The organism is Streptomyces sp. NPDC005485 (assembly GCF_040606085.1).
In the GTDB taxonomy this organism is placed as follows: domain Bacteria; phylum Actinomycetota; class Actinomycetes; order Streptomycetales; family Streptomycetaceae; genus Streptomyces.
Genome location: NZ_JBEXDZ010000075.1, coordinates 14428 through 34201 on the forward strand (window position 1 = coordinate 14428; position 19774 = coordinate 34201).

Consider the following 19774-nt stretch of genomic DNA (forward strand, 5'->3'; position numbering starts at 1 on the left):
CATGACCGAGCAGCAGCTGCCCGTCTGGGCCGACCCGTCCGTCTCCCCCGCCCAGCTCGACGCCCAGGGTGTGTCGAGACGCCAACTCATGCGCCGCGCAGGCCTGTTCGGCGCCGCCTTCGCCCTCGGATCCGCGGCCACGCCCGCCCTCGCCTCCCCACGGCGAGGCTTCGGCGGCGAGGACCCGCGCCTTGCCTACCTCGTCGGCGACCACCACGTGCACTCCGTCTACAGCCACGACGCCAAGTACACGTTCTCGCAGCAGGCCGGCGCGGCCGCCCGGTACGGCCTGGACTGGATGGTGTTCAACGAGCACTCCAACTTCGGGCACGCCGCCTACGGCGCGAAGCTGGAGCACCAGGAGATCCTGAAGGCGCGCGCCGAGAACCCGCGCCAGCTGATCTTCCAGGGCCTGGAGTGGTACATCCCGGCCGCCGAGCACTGCACGGTGTTCGCCGCGCCCGGACCCCACGAGGTCGACCTGCTCACGCAGTTCGAGCTCGCCTACGACGGCAAGCTCCTCAACTACACCGAGGGCTCCGCGGGCGCGGCCGACACCGCCCGCAACGAGGCGCACGCCGTCAAGGCCATCAAGTGGCTGGCCGAGCAGCGCCGTTCGGGATACGTCGACGACGTCCTGGTCCTCGCCAACCACCCGCTGCGCCTCGGCATCGACTCCCCGCACGAGATGCGGGGCTGGCGGGACGCGGCCCCCGAGATCATGATCGGCATGGAGGGCGCGCCCGGCGCCCAGGGCGCGGCCCTGCCCGGCTGGCGCGGGGCGACCTCGATCCGCGGGGAGTACGAGAACAAGCCGTCCGCGCAGTCCTGGTCCGGCTACCCGGCGGACGCGTACCTCACCTACGGCGGCTTCGACTGGGCCACCGCGACCGTCGGCGGGCTGTGGGACTCGATGCTCGCGGAGGGGCGGCTGTTCTCGATCACCACCAACTCCGACAACCACCGCACGGTCTTCGACACATGGAAGAACGGCGACTGGCCGGCCGGGCAGAACTTCGACACCACCGGAAAGCTCCCCGACCCGGTGAACACCGACACCCCGCAGCCGGGCAGCGACTTCTGGCCCGGCCAGTTCAGCCGCACCCACGTCGGCGTGTCCCGTTACGGCTATCGCGCGGTGATGGCGGGCCTGCGTGCCGGCCGGGTCTGGCTGGACCACGGGCATCTGCTGGACGGGCTCGACGTCCGGATCAAGCGCGACTGCGACCACGGAAGGGGTGTGACCCTGGGCGGCCGGCTGCGGGTCCGCAAGGGCGAGAAGCTCACCCTGTCGGTGACCGTCACGACGGCCTCGCGCCCCAACCCGCAGGGAATCCTCCCGGAGTTGGCCCATGTCGACGTGATTCGCGGCGCGGTGCGCGGGCCCGTGGCCGACCGTGACACGTGGCGCGCGCCCGACACCCGGGTCGTCCACACGCAGGACGTGAGCGGCCGCAAGGGGACGTACACCCTGCGCATCCCGCTGGTCGCCGGGGACGAGTCCTTCTACGTCCGGCTGCGCGGCAACGACGGCAACCGTCATGGTGCGGGTTACCTCGGCGCGGCGGTCGACCCGCACGGCCCGATCCCGCACGAGCCGGGCAACGGCGACCCGTGGGTCGACACGTGGTTCTACGCGAACCCGGTCTTCGTCGATGTGGCGGGTGCGTGACGGAGTGTCAGGCCCGCGCCTGCCTTTGGGCAGGTGCGGGCCGTGTACGCGGGCCGGCGGAGGCAGCCGTTCAGGCGTAGAAGCGCGACAGGCTCTGCAGGACGGCGGCGGGCTTCGCGCCGCCGTCGATCTCTATCGCGCCGTCGACGGCGATCTGCACCCCGCCCGGCACGTCCTCGACGGAGGCGAGCTTCGCGACCAGCCGGATGCGTGAGCCGACCTTCACCGGGGAGGGGAAGCGCACCTTGTTCAGGCCGTAGTTGACCTTCGTGGACACGCCCTCGACGTCGAGCAGCTCGGTGAAGAGCGGGATGAAGAGGGAGAGGGTCAGATAGCCGTGCGCGATGGGTGCGCCGAAGGGGCCCTGTGCGGCCTTCTCCGGGTCGACGTGGATCCACTGGTGGTCGCCGGTGGCGTCGGCGAAGGTGTTGATGCGCTCCTGGGTGATCTCGATCCACTCACTGGTGCCGAGGTCGCTGCCGGCGAGCTTCTTCAGCTCGTCGAGTCCGTTGACGGTGATGCCCATGTGCCGTTCCTTAGCTAAGAGTTGGTGGTGCCGTACCGGGTGCGGACCCGGGACTTGAGGAGCTTGCCGGAGGCGGTGCGCGGCAGCTCGTCCGCGACCACCACCGACTTCGGGATCTTGTACTTGGCGAGGCGTCCGGCCAGCGACGCGAGTACCTCGTCGGGGTCGAGGGCTACTCCCTCGCGGGCGACGACGACCGCGCGCGGCACCTCGCCCCACTTGTCGTCGCGCACGCCGATGACGGCGCACTCGACGATGTCGGGGTGGGCCAGGAGCAGGTCCTCGATCTCGGCGGGATAGATGTTCTCCCCGCCCGAGATGATCATGTCCTTGATGCGGTCGACGATGAAGACGTAGCCGTCCTCGTCGATGCGGGCGGCGTCCCCGCTGCGGAACCAGCCGTCGGCGAAGACGGCGGACGTCTCGTCGGGCAGCCCCCAGTACCCGGGCATGACGTTCGGTCCGCGCACGACGACCTCGCCGGTCTCCCCGACGTCGGCCGGGGTGAGGTCGGGCCGCAGCACGCGCACGTCGGTGAAGAAGTGCGGCACCCCCGCGGAGCCCGCCTTGCCGATCGCGTGCTCGGCGTCCAGGAAGAGCGTGCCGGGCGCGGCCTCGGTCATGCCGTAGCCCTGGAGGAAGGTGAGCCCGCGCTCCTGGTAGGCGGCGATCAGCGGGGTCGGCACGGGCGAGCCGCCGCAGGTGAGGATCCTGAGCGAGGAGAGGTCCGTGTCGGCCCAGCGGGGGTGCCGGGCCACGAGGTCGAACATCGTCGGCACCCCGAACATGAAGGTGATCCGGTGGCGCTCGATCAGGTCGAGGGTGGCCGCCGGGTCGAAGGCCTCGACCAGGACGCAGGTGCCGCCCTTGAGCAGCACGGGCAGGGTGAGCATGTTCAGCCCGGCCGTGTGGAACAACGGGGCGGATACCAGGGCGCGTTCGTCGGCGATCAGATCGGTGTCGACGAGGACGTTGATCGCGTTCCAGGTGAGGTTGCCGTGCGTGAGCATCGCACCCTTGGGGCGCCCGGTCGTCCCCGAGGTGTACATGATGATGCAGGTGTCGTCGGCGGTGACGGGCTGGTCGATCGGCTCGTCGGCGGCCGAGGCCGTCAACTCCTCGTATTCGGCGCCCACTTCGACGTACGTACGCACATCGGAGCTGCCCGGGAGGCCAGCCACGAGTCCGGCGAACACGGGCGCGTAGACGAGGGCTTTGGCTCCCGAGTCGGCAAGCTGGTAGGCGATCTCGGGCCCGGCGAGCCGGGTGTTGAGCGGCACGAAGACCGCGCCCAGGGTGCCCGCCGCGAACAGTGTCTCCAGGTACGAGGGGTGGTTGGGACCCAGGTAGGCGATCCGGTCGCCCCGGCGGATGCCGCGGGCCTTCAGGGCGTGGGCGAGCCGGGTGGTGCGCCCGTACAGCTCCGCGTAGGTGACCGCGGTGTCCCCGTGGATCAGGGCGGTGCGGTGGGGGGTCTTGCGGGCCCGGCGTGCGGGCCACGACCCCAGTCCCTCGTTGCGCATCGTTGCGCCCCTCTGCGAGTCGGGGAGTTACGGTTTCGACAGCCCGAGCAGCCGGGCCGCGTTCTCCTTGAGGATCTTCGGCCGGACCTCGTCCTTGATGGCCAGCTTGGCGAAGTCGGCGAGCCAGCGGTCCGGGGTGAGGACCGGGTAGTCGGAGCCGAACAGCACCTTGTCCTTGAGCAGCGTGTTCGCGTACTGGATCAGCTGCGGCGGGAAGTACTTGGGCGACCAGCCGGACAGGTCGATGTGCACGCCCGGCTTGTGCGTGGCGACGGCGAGCGCCTCGTCCTGCCAGGGGAAGGACGGGTGCGCCAGGATGATCTTGAGGTGGGGGAAGTCGGCGGCGACGTCGTCGACGTGCAGCGGGTTGGAGTACTTCAGCCGGATCCCGCCGCCGCCGGGGACTCCGGCGCCGATCCCGGTCTGTCCCGTGTGGAACAGCGCGATGGTGCCGGTCTCCTCGATCACCTCGTACAGGTCGTACGCCACCGAGCGGTCGTTGGGGAAGAAGCCCTGGATGCTGGGGTGGAACTTGAAGCCCTTCACCCCGTACTCCTCGACCAGGCGGCGGGCCTGCTTGACCCCCGCCTTGCCGCGGAAGGGGTCGATGGACGCGAACGGGATGAGGACGTCCGGGTTGGCGGCGGCCGCCTCGGCGACCTCCTCGTTGGGGACGGGTTCGGTGCCGGTGGCGGACTCGGCGTCCACCGTGAAGATCACGGCGGCCATCTTCCGCTCACGGTAGTAGGCGGCCGTCTCCTCCAGGGTGGGCTTCCGCTTGCCCTCGACCTTGAAGTAGGCGCTGGAGGCGTCGTGCAGGTCGTCGTCGAGCGAGGCGTGACCCTTGGAGGAGACCTCCGCATGGGTGTGGACGTCGATCGCGACGAGTTCGTTCGGGTCCATCACGCCTCCGGGAGCTTCGGCGCGGGGATCCCGACGGTCTGCGGCTCGGCGCCGAGGGAGCCGGCCCAGACATCGGCGAGGGTGTCCGGGGTCCAGCCGCCGTCCGCGTACGCCGCCTTGATCTCCTGCGGATGCGACCAGAGTGCCACCTTGTCGCCGCCGATGCCGATGGCCTGGCCGGTGACACCGCGGGCGGCCTCGGAGGCGAGGAACGGCACGAGGGCCGCGCAGTCCTCGGCGGTGCCGAAGCCCTCGCCCTTGCGGAGGAAGTCCGGCAGCGGCGCGCCGCCCTTCATGGCCTCGATGTAGGGCGCGAAGGCGGGGATGGTCTCGGTCATCGCGGTGGCGGCGACCGGCACGATCGCGTTGACGGTGATGCCCGCGCGGCCCAGCTCCATCGACCACGTACGGGCCATGGCGGCGATGCCTGCCTTCGCGGCGGAGTAGTTCGTCTGGCCGAAGTTGCCGCGCTGTCCGGCCGGCGAGCCGACCAGGATCAGGCTGCCGCCCTCGCCCTGCTCGCGCATCCGTACGGCGGCGGCGCGGGCGCAGGTGAAGGTGCCCTTGAGGTGGGTGGTGATCACCGCGTCGAAGTCTTCGTCGGTCATCTTCCACAGCACCTTGTCGCGCAGGATGCCCGCGTTGGTGACCAGGATGTCGAGCCGTCCGAACTCCTCGACCGCCCGCGAGACGAGCCGGTCCGCGGCCTCGGTGGTGCCGACCGCGACCACCTCGGCGACAGCTCGCCCGCCGGCCTCGGTGATGGACTTGACGGCCTGCTCGGCGACGGCCTCGTCGATGTCGTTGACGACCACGGAGGCGCCGTGGGCGGCCAGGGCGTGCGCGTAGGCCAGGCCGAGGCCACGGCCGCTGCCGGTGACGACGGCGACCTTGCCGGTGAGATCGATGCTGGGCACGAGGGGATCCCTTCACGCAGGAGGTACGGCTGCCGGTCGCACTCGGTACGACCACGAGATCGAAGCTAAGGACAATAATTGTTGACGTCAATAGTTGTTGCCGACTCGTCCGTACGTCATGCTGGGTTCCGTAGCTACGAACCGCCCCGCCCGGGGCCCGGCCCAGGGAGCCCGTCATCGCAGGTCAGCAGCACGCCACGGACCATGCCGCAGGACCGGCCGCCGCCATCGACGCCCAGGAGCCGTGGATGCGCGGACTGCACGCCGACACCGGCTACCTGCTGTACCGGCTCGGGCTGCGCTCCGGGCAGCTGTTCAACACGTTCCTCCAGGAGTCCGGGCTGCGCCTGCGCCACTACGCGCTGCTGCGCCTTCTGGCGGGCTGCGAGGGCGCGCTCCAGCGGGAGCTGAGCACCCGGCTCGGCTACGACCCGAGCGCGATCGTCGGCCTGGTCGACGACCTGGAGAAGCTGGAATTCGCCGAGCGCCGCCCCTCCCCGGACGACCGGCGCAGCCGCATCGTCGTGCTGACCGACACCGGCCGGGCCTTCCTCCAGGGCACCGATGAGGCCGGGCTGCGTGTCACGAACGACCTGCTCGCGCCCCTCGACCCGGCCGAGCGGGAGACCCTGCACGCCCTTCTGCAGCTGGTCGCCGAGACCGGGCTCACCTCATGACCGCGCCACGCCCATGACACCGCGCTCCGCACCCGACCGGCTGCTCGCCGTGCTCGCCGCCTTCGACCACGGGCACCCGGCGCTGAGCCTGACGGACATCAGCCGCCGCGCCGGGCTCACCCTCACCACCGCCCACCGGCTGGTCGGCGCGCTCACCGACTGGGGCGCCCTGGAGCGGGACGAGGACGGCGTCTACCACGTGGGCCTGCGCCTGTGGGAGCTCGCCGCGCTCGCCCCGCGTGCGCTCGCCCTGCGGCAGATCGCGCTGCCGTACCTGGAGGACCTGTACGAAGCCACGCACGAGAACGTGCAGTTGGCGGTCCGCGACGGCTGCGAGGTCGTCTACATCGAGTGGATCTCCGGGCGCTCCGCGGTCGGCGTGCACATCCGCGTCGGCGCCCGCTGGCCGCTGCACGCGACCGGCGTGGGCCTCGCCCTCCTCGCTCATGGCGAACCGGCCCTCCAGGACGCCTACTGCGAGCGTCCGCTCGCCTCCTTCACCCCGCACACGATCACCGATCCGGCCCGACTGCGCCGCGTCCTCGCCGAAGTACGCCGCACGGGCGTGGCAGTGAGTACCCGTCAGATCACCGACGACGCCCTGTCGGTGGCCGCTCCGGTACACGGCCCGGGGGGCGCGGTGCCCGCGGCGGTCTCCGTCGTGGTGCCCGAACGCGACGCGCAGGTACCGGCGTTGATCCCCGCGGTACGACTCGCGGCGCGCGGCATATCGCGGGCGCTGGGCTGGCAGCCGGCGAGGGAGGCCTGACTCTTTCCGGGATCGGTCGACAAGCGCCGGATATCCCTCGCACCGGTGAGGACGGGACAGTGCACCGGTCGCAATACTGAAGCGGCCCTTGCCCCGAGGAGCCGCCCATGTCCGCCCAGCCCTGGTTCACACCCGCCCTTGAACGGTTGCGGACCGCCAACCCGTACGCCGTCGACACCGCACTCGCCACGCTGGTGCTGTTCGCCGCGTCCCTGCAGTGGATCTTCCCCGACGAGGGGGACGACCGGTTGTCCTGGCAGGGGTTCCTGCTCGCCGTCGGCACGGCGGTGCCGCTGGTGTGGCGGCGCCGGGCACCGTTCCTGAGCGCCTGCGCGGTCTCGGCGGCCACGACCACCATGGCCGTGCATCACGCGCCGCCGCCAGACGTGGCGTACGGCGGACTGGTCGTCCTCTACACGGTCGCCGTGGTCTGCCCGCCCTGGCAGCGGCGCCTCATGCTGGTCGGCTGGCTGGTCGGCGCGTCGTCGAGCATGAGCGTCATGGAGCACGCCCAGCCCTTCGAGTACGCCTTCCAACTGCTGACGATCGTCAGCGCGTACGGGTTCGGGGTGCTCGCCCGGGTCCAGCGCGCCTACACCGCCGCACTGGAGGACCGCGCCCGTCGGCTGGAGCGGGAGCGCGCCGCCGACACCGCGCGGGCGCTGGCCCAGGAGCGCGCCCGCATCGCCCGGGACATGCACGACATCCTGGCCCATGCGGTGAGCCTGATGGTGGTGCAGGCCGAGGCCGGGCCGGTCGTCGTGCGCAGCGATCCGGCGCGCGCCGAGGCGGTGTTCGACGCGATCGCGGGGGCCGGGCGCGACGCGATGACTCAGCTGCGGCGAATCCTCGGCGTCCTCAAGGAGGAGCGGCGGGAGGACTGTTCGCCCCGGCTGCCGCAGCCGGGCCTCGCCGCGCTCGCCGCCCTGGTGCGGCAGGTCGGCGAATCCACCGGTCTGCGTGCGGAGTTGAGGACTTCCGGGCAGCCTCGCCCGCTGCATCCGGACACCGAGGTGGCCGTCTACCGGGTCGCGCAGGAGGCCCTCACGAACACTGTCAAGCACGCGTACGCTGCCTCCGCGACCGTTGAACTGAGCTGGGCGGAGGACGCGTTGACACTCACGGTGACGGACGACGGGCGGGGCCCGGCCGACACACCGTCGCGGGACGGCGGGCACGGGCTGATCGGCATCCGGGAGCGGGCCGCGGCCTGCGGGGGCAGCGCCGACACCGGACGGGGTCCCGCAGGCGGCTTCCGTGTCGTCGTACGGCTGCCGACCGCGGCCGACCGGCAGGCGGCCCTGGGGTGAGCATCCGGGTGGTCGTCGCCGACGACCAGGAGCTGGTCCGCAGCGGCTTCAGCATGATCCTTCAGGCGCAGGAGGACATCGAGGTGGTCGCCGAGGCCGGTGACGGCGCCGAGGCCGTCGCCGCGGTGCACCGGCACGCCCCCGACGTGCTGCTGCTCGACATCCGCATGCCCGGCACGGACGGCCTGGAGGCGGCCCGGCAGGTGTGCGCGCAGTCGAGCTGCCGGGTCGTCATGCTGACCACCTTCGACCTCGACGAGTACGTGTACGAGGCGCTGTACGCGGGGGCAAGTGGCTTTCTGCTCAAGGACGTTCGCCGTGACGACCTGGTGCACGCGGTACGGGTCGTCGCCGCGGGCGACTCACTGCTCGCGCCGGCCGTGACGCGCCGGCTGGTCGCGGACGTCGTCCGGCGCCGCCGCGAGGAGGCCACCGCCCGGGTCACGCCGCAGCGCCTGGACGCCCTCACCGCGCGAGAGGCGGAGATCCTCCGCATGCTGGCCCGCGGGCTGACCAACTCGGAGATCGCGACCACACTCTTCGTCAGCGAGCACACCGTCAAGACCCATGTCAGCAACGTGCTGAGCAAGCTGGGTCTGCGGGACCGGGTGCAGGCCGTGATCTGCGCGTACGAGACGGGCCTTGTGACGCCGGGCGCCCCCTGAGAGCCCGTGTCACATCCCCGGCAGGATCAGCGCACGTCGTCATGGGGGTCCCCCCGCGCGAGCGCATGCGAGCGTGGGGGGGGTGCGATCACAAGGCGCCGGAGCGTCCTCGTAGCGGAGCTACCAGGACGTTTCGGCAACGCCGCGAGCGTGCGTGCCAGGCGGCGTGCGCCCGGCCGGGGATGTGACACGGGCCCTGAGCGCCTTCGGCCTCCCTCCGGAGGATGAGCCGGACGCCCGTATCCCTCGTGCGAGGGAGCCCGGAAAACCGCTCCCTCCGGCGATCCGGTGACCAGCCCGGCGCCGCGAACCTAAAGGCGATACCCACGACCATCGCCGGGAGGGACCGTGCTCGCCACGATCACCCGGGCGGCCACCCGTCGCCCGCTCACCGTCATCAGTCTCTGGACGCTCTTCATCCTGCTCGGCTTCGGCCTGGGCACCGGCGTCTTCGGCCGCCTCTCCGACGAGGTGCCGAACATCCCCGGCACCGAGTCGGAGCGGGCCGCGCAGTACCTCGACGGCGTCGACCGGACCGGCGAGTCGATCACCGGCGTCGTCGAGGGCACCGCGGTCTCCGATCCGGCTCTGCACTCCCAGGTCACCCGGGCCGTCGCCTACGTTCGGGGCATCGCTGGAGTCGCGGCCGTGCCCGACCCGTTCACCACCCGCGGGCTCACCGCTGAGGACGGCCGAGCCCTGATCATCCCCGTGACCCTCGCGGGCGGCCTCTCCGACGATCAGGAGGAGCGGGCCGTGGACGCGGCAGCCGCGCGCCTGCAGCAGATCGAGGCCCCCGAAGTCCACGTCAGCGGCGGCCCGTTGCTCGGCAAGCAGATCGGCGAACGGGCCCAGGAGGACGTGAAGAAGGCCGAGTTCATCTCCCTGCCCGTCGTGCTCGCACTGCTGCTCGTCGTCTTCGGCGGACTGCGCTCCGCGGGGCTGCCCCTGGTGATCGCGGTCAGCGGCATCGCGGGCGCTTTCCTCGCACTGTTGGGCTTCAGCCACGTCACGGACATCTCCGTGTACGCGATCCAGGTCACCACCATGCTCGGGCTCGGCCTCGCGATCGACTACGCGCTGCTGATCCTGGTCCGCTTCCGCGAGGAACGCCGGGAGACCGACGATGTGGTCGAGGCCGTGCAGCGCACGCTCGCCGGGGCCGGGCGGACGGTGATGTTCTCCGGGCTCACCGTCGCGGTCAGCCTCGCCGGCCTGCTGGTGTTCCCGAGCACGTTCCTGCGCAGCATGGGCCTGGCGGTGGCCGCGGTGGTCGTCATCGACATGCTGGCCGCCCTCACCCTGCTGCCCGCGCTCCTCGCCCGGTTCGGCGCGAAGATCGCCCCGTCGCGCCCTCGGCCGGGCCGCGAGGAGGGCCGCGTGTTCGCCCGCCTCGCCCGCTTCTCGGCGCGCCGCCCGCTCCTCGTCGTGGCCGCGGTCGTGCCCGCCCTGCTGGTCCTCGCCCTGCCGGCCACCGGCATGAGGATCATCCTCGGGGACGCGAAGCAGTTGCAGACCGGCACGGAGGCGCGGCAGTTGTACGACACCGTCAACGCCCACTTCCCGCCCGGCACCGGGGTCTCACCGGTGACCGTCGTCCTGAAGCCGGGCGCCGACACGGAGGTCGCCGCCCGCATCCTCGCCCTGCCGCAGGCCACCGGCACCACTCCGCTGGCGGACGGCGGCACCAAGGTCGACCTCCAGCCGTCCGGCAGCGTCGACGGCAAGGCGGCGACCGATCTCGTCCAGCGGGTCCGCGACCTGCGCGGCAGCGAACCCGTCCAGGTCACCGGCCCGGCGGCCCGGCTGGTCGACTTCCGGGCGATGCTCGCCGACCGCGTCCCATGGGCGGCCCTCACGGTCCTGATCGGCGTCCTCGTGCTGCTGTTCGCGTTCACCGGTTCGCTGCTGATCCCGCTGCGCACCCTGGTGACGACGCTGCTCAGCCTGGGCGCCGCGCTCGGCGCCGTGGTGTGGGTCTTCCAGGACGGGCACCTCGCCGGGGCGCTGGGCACCGAGGGACAGGGCGCGCTGAGCCTGACCTCGCCGCCTCTCGTCATCGCGATCGCCTTCGGACTCGCCATGGACTACGAACTGTTCATCATCGGCCGGATGCGCGAGCACCGGCTGCGCACCGGTGACGACCGCGAGGCCGTGGTGACCGGCCTGCGCCGCTCCGGACGCGTGGTGACCTGCGCCGCGCTGCTCCTCGCCGTCGTCTTCGGCGCCTTCATGACCGGCGGTTTCTCCGCGATCCTCCAGATCGGCCTGGGTCTGACCCTGGCGGTGCTGATCGACGCCACCGTCGTACGAATGCTCCTGGTGCCCGCGACGATGACCCTGCTGGGGAGGTGGGCCTGGTGGGCGCCGGGACCCCTGCGGCGGGTGCACGAACGGTTCGGGCTGCGCGAGGAGGCACCCGCCGCGCCCCGGCGGCCGGCCGGTCACCGAGCCGGATAGAGGCAGTCCGTCCCCGTCGCCCGGTGGGTGACGGACTGTGTCGCCAGGTGGGCCCGGAACTCGTAGCAGCCGTCGTTCCAGTGGGTCTCGTCGAGGGCGCTGACCTTGGCGAGGACGACGACCTCGGAGGCCGAGCGTCGGGTGGTGACCGCTGCGGCGACCGGATCGCGCGGCGCCGGGAGGCCCATCGAGTCGGTGCGCGGCAGCGCGAGGGCCCGCTTCAACTCGGTGTCCGAGAGGGTGCCGTCATCGGCTGCGCGCTCGATCCGCCCCTCGATCTTCCGGGCGCTCGCGTCCAGTTCGGCACGCCGGTCCGCCTTGTCCCGCGCCTCCCGCTCCCGCTCGATGCGGGAGCAGCCGTCCGGCTTCAGCTTCCTGGCGCTGACGCTGCGTGGATGCTCCCGCACACGGAACTCGTAGCAGTCCCGCTCCAGCGGGGCGCCGGGCTTCCTCAACAGCATTGCCAGTACGACCAGTTGCTCGCCCTTGGTCTCCTGGCCCGCGACGTTGATGCCGTAGGTCCGCCAGACCTCGGCGTTCTGCGCAGCCATGAGATCGCCGGCGGACAGGGCCGAGCGCAGCTCCGTGACGACGTCGGCGGCGACGTCCGCGGTGGGCCGGTAGGGGAGAATCGGCCGGTCTCGGCAGACCTTCTCGGAGATCTCATGGGCCGTGACGGACGGCGGCTCGATGTCGAAGCGGTAGCAGCCGCTGACCTCGGTGGCGGCCATGAACCCCGGCCCGAGCCCCCTGAACTGCTGGGTCACCGTGACCTGTTGTCCCGCCCGGCGGACCTGCGCGTTCGACCTGTTCAGGGGCGAGACGGCCCGGTCGATCTCGGTGCCGAGGAGTGTTCCGTCCGCGGCCGCCTGCGCCAGCCGGATCCTCGCCGCGTCCACGGACCGCTTCATGCTGTCGCGCGCCTTGCCCTCGTCGCGCCCCGAGGCCGTGCCGAGCCACACCATCCCGCCCAGCACCAGAGCCAGGGCACCGCCCAGCACGACCAGACAGCCCTGCAGCACGCATCCCCCGCGCATCGCCATGTCCGCAGGCTCCCCCACCGCCGCCCGCGCGACGGGACCCGTGTCCGACACGTGATCGAACAGGGCCCCGTACGAGACAGACGCCCGAGCCCGCCTCTCGCACCCCGTCCTCACCGGAATCTCAGACAGCGGCCCCCGGATTCAAAGGGTCGACCCAGACAAGTGGCGCACGATGCACCAACAGTGGTGATCACCGAAGAAAGGCGTGCCGTGGGCGTCCCTCAGATATCGAACCGGTCCGAGCGGCCGGCGTGGTCGCGGCGCGGGATCCTCGCCGCGCTCGGCGTCCTGCCGGCGGCCGCCCTGACCGGTTGCAGCGCTTCGGCGGACGCCTCCGAGGGGAAGGGCACGACCACGGGTACGGGCAAATCGGCCGGTACGAAGGCCGCGCAGACGAAGGCGCCCACGCTCACCGTCTCTCCCGCCGACGGCACGAAGAAGGCCGCCTTCACCAGCCCGGTCGAGGTCACCGTGGCCGACGGCACGCTGTCGGCCGTCAAAGTCACCGGCAACGACGGATCCACCCTCGCCGGTTCCCTCAACGAGGCGCGGACGAGGTGGACTTCCACCCGGAACCCGTACTCGGGCACGAAGTACACGGTCACGGCGCAGGCACAGGGGGCCGACGAGGAGAGCACGACCTTCACCACCAAGTCGCCCGGGGAGACCTTCGTCGGCTACTTCACCCCTGAGGCGGGCTCCACCTCCGGCGTGGGCATGCCGGTGTCGATCAACTTCACCGAGGCCGTCAAGGACCGGGTCGCCGTACAGAAGGCGATCACAGTGACGGCCGAGCCCGCGGTCGAGGTCGTCGGCCACTGGTTCAGCGACACCCGGCTGGACTTCCGGCCCGAGGAGTACTGGGCCGCGGGCACGAAGGTCACGCTGAGCCTGCGCCTCAAGGACGTCGAGGGCGCGGACGGCGTGTACGGCACGCAGTCCAAGGACGTCACGTTCCACATCGGCCGCTCGCAGATCAGCACGGTCGACCTGGCGGCGAAGACGATGGAGGTGCAGCGGGACGGCGCCACGTACGCGACCTACCCCGTCACCGGCGGCGATTCCGACCACACCACCTGGTCCGGGATCATGGTGATCAGCGAGCGGTTCAAGCAGACCCGTATGGAGTCCTCGACGGTCGGTCTGGGCGACGAGTACGACATCAAGGACGTCCCGCACGCGCAGCGCCTGACCACCTCCGGCACCTTCGTGCACGGCAACTACTGGGCGTCGACCTCGGTCTTCGGCCACACCAACGCCAGCCACGGCTGCGTGGGCCTGCACGACGCCAAGGGCGCCGACGACAGCTCGGTTGCGGGCTACAAGTTCTACAAGAGCTCGATGCTCGGTGACGTGGTCGTCGTGAAGAACTCGGGCGAGCGGACCGTGGACCCGGCCAACGGCCTCAACGGCTGGAACCTGTCCTGGGCGGACTGGAAGGCGGGCAGCGCCCTGTAGCCCTGCAGTTGCCTTCCGATGCTGCCCGCACGTTCCGGCCTCGTGTCCGGGCCGCAGGAGGATGCCGCAGCCTGAGCCCGTCCCGCCGGGACCGGGCCCACGCTGCTTCGGCACTGCGCTCACCGTGCCACTCGGCGCTCATTCACGGGACAGGGCTCAGTCGTCGGAGGGGCAGGGGAACCGCCCGCCGGGCCCCCAATGGGTGACGGGAGCCATGCGGACGGAGACCGCTCCGCACGTCAAGTCCGTCCTGATGACACTCTCCGGCGTGATCTCCCGCACGTGGAACTCCTTGCCCGGCGGGAATTTCAGGCCGTGCCCCAGGTTGATGATCCCTGATTCGCCGACGTAATCCCGGACCCCGTACTTCTGCAGGTAGGTGATGACCGCGCTGGGGGTGAATTCCGGGTCCGTGTCGTAGATGTCGTCCATGGCGCCGAAGAGGATGTTGACGGCGTCGTAGCCGGCCGCCGCGTCCGCGTCCGGGTTCTTGTCGAACGCCTTTTTGAGGCTTTTGGCGAAGGTCCCCGACGGGTCGGGGCTGCTGAACTGGTTGTAGAACAGCGTCAGCGCACTGTATTTCTGCGCCATGAGGTGACGGTTCAGGATGAGGTCCGGGGCGGGACTCTCGGCGAGCACCGCCACACGTCCCTTGTGGGTACGGCATCCCCGGTCGCCCTGGAGATAGTGGAACAGGTCGTGCATGACGCCGGAACGGCTCGCGAAGAGAACGAAGCCGTCGGTCTCGCGGACCAGTGTGCAGACCTTCGCGGCGACCTCGGGGGACTGGTCCCCGCGGGTGGACTCGGTGTACGGAACCTCGTGGGTGTCCCCCATCCCGCGGTAGGCCTCCTCGAAGCGATGAGCCAGGTCGGCGCTGAAGTACCGGTCGTCCGGGTCGAAGACGACGATGGCCGGCGGCCCCGCCCGACCGGCGGACGGCTTGGTCACCGCGCGCAGCCGCGGGGAGTACCTGGCGAAGGTCGCCATGCCACGGGCGACGTAGGCGTCCGGCGGCGAGATCTGGAAGTAGGACACCGGGGAGTCACCCTCGACCATGGGCTGTCCGGAGACACCGGTGCCGAGTACGGGGATGCCGGCGTCACCCAGTTCGATGGCCGCCTGCAACGATTCCGGGCGGCTCTGGGTGAGACCGATGACCGCGGAGATGTTGTCGCGCCGGGCCCGCGAGACGATCATTCCGGCGACATCCACGGAGCCGGGGTTGGTGTGGTTGAGCCCCTGGTGCGAGCCGTAGGTGAAGTACTCCCCCGCGTTCGCGATCAGCAGCCTGACCGGCACCTGGGACTTCAGCCGCAGCGAGTTGACCTGCTGCTGTGCGAGCAGTGCGCCGCGCAGCATCTGGATGCCGGTCGGCGAGGCGCGCCGGGACTGGGAGCCCACGCTGAGCGGAGCGAAGAACACGAGGGTGCGATACGGCTCATGGCGGTCCACCTCCTGGTTCTGCCGCCGCAGCACGTCCTCCAGGGGCTTCAGTTCCGAGGCGTACAGGCCCTGTCCGAGCTCGCAGCCGTCCGTGCCGTCGGTAAGGCCCACCACCTCGCCGGTCGCCACGTGCGTGCACGAGTCGGGAGTGGTCGGCCGTGTCGTCACGAAGGCGACGGTGGAGGCGACCACCGTCGCCACCAGGGCGGCGACCACCGGCCGCGCCCAGTCCCGCCAACGGTTGGGCCGGGAGCGGACCTTGCGGTGCACCGCCACCCAGTCGGCCGCGGCGCCGTCGTCGGCATGCCGGGAGACCGGAACGAGGTAGGCGCCCTCGATCTGCCGTCCCGCCGCTGCCGCCGCGAGCACGGCGCCGACGCCCTGTGCCGGGCCGCGCGAGCCCTGCTGGGGAACCTCGACGGCGTAGGAGGGGATGTCCGTGGTCGCGGCCGCCAGCACCAGCACGGGGCAGGCGGGCACCTCTCGCCCGACCGCGACGAAGGTGTCGAGGAGCTTGCGGCTGAGGGAGCCCTCGCCGCCCAGGGAGGGCAGGAGCAGGACGAAGGGCCAGGACCGCCGGGGCCGTCTCGGGCTCAGCAGGGCCGGCCGGGACGCCTCGGCCAGATCGTGCAGCAGGGCGGTCAGCAGGACCTGGCGCACCACCGCCTCGTCCCGCGGCACGGTGGCCGCTCCGTCGGCCACCCGGTCGCGGGACCGTTCCCGCAGCACCACCGCCGCGTTGAGGAAGCTCCGCCCGGGCTCCCCCAGCAGCCGTCCCACCCACTGCATCCGGCCTCCGCGGTTGATGCGGAACCCGTACCACCGCCTCCACAGCCACGCCACGGGTGCCCCCGCGGCCTTGAGGACGGCCGCCCATCCCTTGGGCGCGAGCACGTCACCGACAGCGTCGGCCCCGTTTCCCCACCCCAGATTCCACGCGTACTTTCCGTACAGGACGTCCCGAATGGCTCGCTGTTCCTCGTCCGCGTCCTCCGCGGGCAGCTCGGCCTGCAGGACCGAGAGGCAGATGTCGAACTCGGTGCGCCGCAGTTTTCCGGCACCGTCCGGCATGGTCGAACGGAACTGCCGTGCCACATGACGGAGCAGCATGACATGCTCATTGCCGGTGACCGCGCATTCCTCGGGCGGGGCGGGCAGCCGCGCCTCGTCCACGATCGCGTGCGGCACAAGACTGGGAATGTGCCCCGACTCTCCGGTCGCCGACCTCAGCAGCCGCTGACGGTAGAAGGTGAGCAGGTCCGCGAGGCCGGGATCGGCCTCCGGCGCCGAGGCGTCGTCCACGGCCTCCCGGACCAACACCAGGGCGGGAATGCGCGCCTTTCGCGAGCGCCGCGGAAATGCAATTCCCGCGTGTCGGTCGACGATGACTTTGTCGGTCGCTCTCAGCACATCGTGAAATGACTTGGGCAGGACAAAGCCCGTGTTTTCTCCGGAAGGAGAAGAAGGAGAAGGTGACATCAGGTCCTCCGAATGACGTGGAGGCGGGACACCTTACGGGCCCGGATGAGCAGTTCCGTGACCGTTAATTGGTTTTTTCTCCTCCCTGATCGAATGTGATCGCCGACTGAATGCGATCGGCCGATCGGGAGAAAGGAGAGGCCGGTGATCCGACCTGCCCGATCCCGGAACTTCACCCGGGGAGCAGGCACCGCCGCAAAGAACATCTTCATGGAAAGCGACGCAAACCAGGACCAAGCGTCACCGAAGCAGCATTCCCAGCCGAGACCGCCCCACCTTCACCACCTGAACTCCACTACAGCGAAACGACTTTCTCGGCTTTACCTCTTGACGGCTGGAGTGACAGAGAGCACATTGACCGCGCAGCTGCGATGAGAGCGCTCTCAAAACCACCCGCGCACCCCCACTCCGTACCCGAAGAGGCACCCATGAGTGAACCCTCCGGATCACCAGCCAGACGTGGCCCCCTGCGGCGCGTACTCGTCGCCGTCGTCGGCACCCTGAGCCTGGCCGCGGCCGCGGCGACGGCGGCCACCCTCCCCGCGAACGCGTCCGCGCCCACACCCCCGTCCGGCTGGTCCCAGGTCTTCGTCGACGACTTCAACGGGGCCGCCGGCTCCGGCGTCAACACCGCCAACTGGCAGTACGACACGGGCACCAGCTATCCCGGCGGCGCCGCCAACTGGGGCACCGGCGAGGTCGAGACGATGACCTCCAGCACGAACAACGTCTCGCTCGACGGCAACGGAAACCTCAGGATCACCCCGCTGCGCGACTCCTCCGGCCACTGGACGTCGGGCCGCATCGAGACCAACCGGACCGATTTCCAGCCACCGGCCGGCGGCAAACTGCGCGTCGAGTCCCGACTGCAGATGCCGAACGTGACCGGCGCCGCCGCGAAGGGCTACTGGCCCGCGTTCTGGATGCTGGGCGCGCCCTACCGCGGCAACTACCAGAACTGGCCGAGCGTCGGCGAGCTGGACATCATGGAGAACGTCCAGGGCCTCAACACCGACTGGTCGACCGTCCACTGCGGCACCAACCCGGGCGGCCCCTGCAACGAGACCTCCGGCATCGGCAATTCGACGTCCTGCGCGGGCACGACATGTCAGGCCGGCTTCCACACCTACGCGATGGAGTGGGACCGCTCGACGAGCCCCGAGGAGGTCCGCTTCTACCTCGACGGCGTCAACTTCCATACGGTGAAGGCGAATCAGGTCGACGCCACGACCTGGGCGAACGCCACGAACCACGGCTACTTCGTCATCCTGAACGTGGCAATGGGCGGCGGCTTCCCCGACGCGTTCGGCGGCGGCCCCGACAGCGGCACCGAGCCGGGACACCCGCTGGTCGTCGACTACGTACAGGTGCTGCAGTCCAGTGGGAGCGGTACCACGCCTCCGCCGACCGGCAACCGCGACGCCTACAGCGCCATCCAGGCCGAGTCGTACGACAGCCACTCGGGCACCAGCACCGAGAGCACCTCGGACAGCGGCGGCGGGCAGAACATCGGCTCGCTGGCCAACGGCGACTGGGCGCTCTACAAGGGCGTCAACTTCGGTTCCACGGCGGCCAAGCAGTTCTACGGCCGGGTCGCGAGCGGTGCGGCCGGCGGGGTCAGCGGTCTGGTGGAGGTACGCCTCGACAGCCGTACCAGCACACCGGTCGGCAGTTTCGCGGTGGGCAGCACCGGCGGCTGGCAGTCCTGGAGGACGGTCCCCGCGAACATCAGCAGTGTCACCGGGACGCACGACGTGTATCTGACCTTCACCAGCGGCCAGCCGGCGGACTTCGTGAACGTGAACTGGTTCGACTTCGGTCACTGAGTCCGGTCACTGATTGTCGGTCATCGAGCCTCGGTCACCGAGGTCCGGTCACCGAGGAAGGACCCGCGGTAGCGGCCCGCCCGAGCAGCGGCGGGCCGCTACCGCAGTTCCGCGCGGAAGGCCACCGGCGTCGTTCCGGTGTGCTGGTGGAAGTACTTGGAGAAGTTGGCCGCGTCCGGGAAGCCCACGGCGACCCCGATCCGGCCGATCGGCATGTCCGTGTGGGCGAGCAGCCGCTTGGCCTCCAGGACGACCCGCTTGTCGATGAAGCCCTTGGGGGTCTCGCCGGTGGCCGCCCGGACCGCGCGGACCAGGGTGCGGCGGGAGTAGCCGAGGGCGTCGGCGTACGCGCTGACGCTGTGGTTGGTGACGAAGCCCTTCTCGACCGCGTCCCGGAACAGGGTGAACGTGGTGTCGGTCCGCTCGCGCGCCGCCTCGGCGGAGCTGGCCGCGAGGTGGGCGAGGCGCAGCAGGAACGCGGTGAGCGAGTGCCGCAGCACCGAGGTGTGCAGGCTGAGCGGCAGCGTGGTCGTGTCGACGTACTCGCGTTCGAGCTGGTCGAGGGAGTGCCGCAGGGCGGCGAGCCGGTCCGCGTCGGGGCGCAGCAGCGGTGGCTGGTCGTAGCGGTAGAGGCCGGTCGCCTCGACGGTCGCGCGGGGCAGGAAGCCGGGCTGCATGGTCAGGACGGTGCCGCGGTAGCGGTCCGTGCGGGAGAAGCGGTGCACCTGGCCGGGGCGGATCCACAGGAGGTCGCCCGCCAGGGCCTCGTACTCGGCGAAGTCGACCATGTGCCGGACGGGGCCGTCGCTGAAGAGCATGACCACGTGGAAGTCGATGCGGTGCACGCGCTCCAGGGGCGCGTCCGCGTGCCAGACGCGGCCGGTGCCCATCGGGCCGACCTGCATCCCCACGCCGGAGACGCTCAGATCGGCGGGGAAGGGGAAGGTCCTGATCCCGTCGCCGTCATCGTGGGCGTCTTGGGTGTTTCTGTCTGCCATGTCCCTCTCGCACCGGCTCGGCCCCGCAGTCGTTGTCCCACTTTCACCAAAGGCTGACACAGGGAGACCTTCCCCGGCAAAAGTCTGACTTTTACTTTTGAA

15 protein-coding genes are annotated in these 19774 nt (G+C 70.7%); 8 read left to right on the forward strand and 7 right to left on the reverse strand.

Annotation, left to right across the window (positions count from 1 at the left end):
- Position 1 precedes the first annotated feature (1 nt).
- Positions 2–1672, forward strand: coding sequence for a histidinol-phosphatase (locus ABZS97_RS24230; RefSeq protein WP_356140423.1), 1671 nt, complete (start codon positions 2–4; stop codon positions 1670–1672).
- A 70-nt stretch (positions 1673–1742) separates the two neighbouring features.
- On the opposite strand, the gene ABZS97_RS24235 is transcribed toward ABZS97_RS24230, so the two are convergent.
- Genes ABZS97_RS24235 through ABZS97_RS24250 form a run of 4 tightly spaced genes read right to left on the reverse strand, consistent with a single transcriptional unit; the run spans position 1743 to position 5541 of the window.
- Complete coding sequence (locus ABZS97_RS24235; protein WP_356140424.1) at positions 1743–2198, reverse strand: MaoC family dehydratase; 456 nt, start codon at positions 2196–2198, stop codon at positions 1743–1745.
- A gap of 14 nt (positions 2199–2212) precedes the next feature.
- Positions 2213–3721 carry an o-succinylbenzoate--CoA ligase gene (gene menE, locus ABZS97_RS24240; RefSeq protein WP_356140425.1) on the reverse strand — a complete coding sequence of 503 codons (1509 nt, stop codon included), beginning with the start codon at positions 3719–3721 and terminating at the stop codon, positions 2213–2215.
- 27 nt (positions 3722–3748) lie between these two features.
- Entirely contained in the window at positions 3749–4624 is an 876-nt protein-coding gene (locus ABZS97_RS24245) for an amidohydrolase family protein (protein WP_356140426.1), read from the reverse strand.
- Entirely contained in the window at positions 4624–5541 is a 918-nt protein-coding gene (locus ABZS97_RS24250; RefSeq protein ID WP_356140427.1) for an SDR family oxidoreductase, read from the reverse strand. Before ABZS97_RS24250 ends, ABZS97_RS24245 begins: the two co-directional genes overlap by 1 nt.
- Positions 5542–5789: 248 nt before the next feature.
- Between ABZS97_RS24250 and ABZS97_RS24255 the strand changes: the two genes are divergently transcribed.
- The 5 genes from ABZS97_RS24255 (at position 5790) to ABZS97_RS24275 (ending at position 11422) form a co-directional block, all read left to right on the forward strand.
- Complete coding sequence (locus tag ABZS97_RS24255; protein ID WP_356140428.1) at positions 5790–6218, forward strand: MarR family transcriptional regulator; 429 nt, start codon at positions 5790–5792, stop codon at positions 6216–6218.
- Between the two features lie 13 nt (positions 6219–6231).
- Positions 6232–6987 carry an IclR family transcriptional regulator gene (locus ABZS97_RS24260; protein ID WP_356140429.1) on the forward strand — a complete coding sequence of 252 codons (756 nt, stop codon included), beginning with the start codon at positions 6232–6234 and terminating at the stop codon, positions 6985–6987.
- Between the two features lie 107 nt (positions 6988–7094).
- Entirely contained in the window at positions 7095–8297 is a 1203-nt protein-coding gene (locus ABZS97_RS24265) for a sensor histidine kinase (protein ID WP_356140430.1), read from the forward strand.
- Positions 8294–8962: a response regulator transcription factor gene (locus tag ABZS97_RS24270; protein WP_356140431.1), complete on the forward strand. Its 669-nt coding sequence runs from the start codon at positions 8294–8296 to the stop codon at positions 8960–8962. The genes ABZS97_RS24265 and ABZS97_RS24270 overlap by 4 nt, the downstream gene beginning before the upstream one ends.
- A gap of 348 nt (positions 8963–9310) precedes the next feature.
- Entirely contained in the window at positions 9311–11422 is a 2112-nt protein-coding gene (locus tag ABZS97_RS24275; protein WP_356140432.1) for an MMPL family transporter, read from the forward strand.
- Here the strand turns inward: ABZS97_RS24275 and ABZS97_RS24280 are convergent.
- Complete coding sequence (locus ABZS97_RS24280) at positions 11407–12465, reverse strand: hypothetical protein (RefSeq protein ID WP_356140433.1); 1059 nt, start codon at positions 12463–12465, stop codon at positions 11407–11409. The two genes, ABZS97_RS24275 and ABZS97_RS24280, sit on opposite strands and share 16 nt — an antisense overlap.
- Positions 12466–12675: 210 nt before the next feature.
- Between ABZS97_RS24280 and ABZS97_RS24285 the strand changes: the two genes are divergently transcribed.
- Positions 12676–13923 (forward strand): Ig-like domain-containing protein, encoded by a 1248-nt coding sequence (locus ABZS97_RS24285; protein WP_356140434.1) that lies wholly within the window; start codon positions 12676–12678, stop codon positions 13921–13923.
- Between the two features lie 156 nt (positions 13924–14079).
- On the opposite strand, the gene ABZS97_RS24290 is transcribed toward ABZS97_RS24285, so the two are convergent.
- The gene (locus ABZS97_RS24290) at positions 14080–16671 is read right to left on the reverse strand and encodes an ABC transporter substrate-binding protein (RefSeq protein ID WP_356140435.1); all 2592 of its coding nucleotides are present in this window, start codon (positions 16669–16671) and stop codon (positions 14080–14082) included.
- Positions 16672–17276: 605 nt separating this feature from the next.
- On the opposite strand from ABZS97_RS24290, the gene ABZS97_RS24295 reads away from it, so the two are divergent.
- On the forward strand, positions 17277–18674 hold the full coding sequence (locus ABZS97_RS24295; RefSeq protein WP_356140436.1) for a glycoside hydrolase family 16 protein: 1398 nt from the start codon (positions 17277–17279) through the stop codon (positions 18672–18674).
- 98 nt (positions 18675–18772) lie between these two features.
- Here ABZS97_RS24295 and ABZS97_RS24300 read toward each other — a convergent pair whose 3' ends face one another.
- Complete coding sequence (locus ABZS97_RS24300) at positions 18773–19672, reverse strand: AraC family transcriptional regulator (RefSeq protein WP_356140437.1); 900 nt, start codon at positions 19670–19672, stop codon at positions 18773–18775.
- Between the last annotated feature and the right edge of the window lie 102 nt (positions 19673–19774).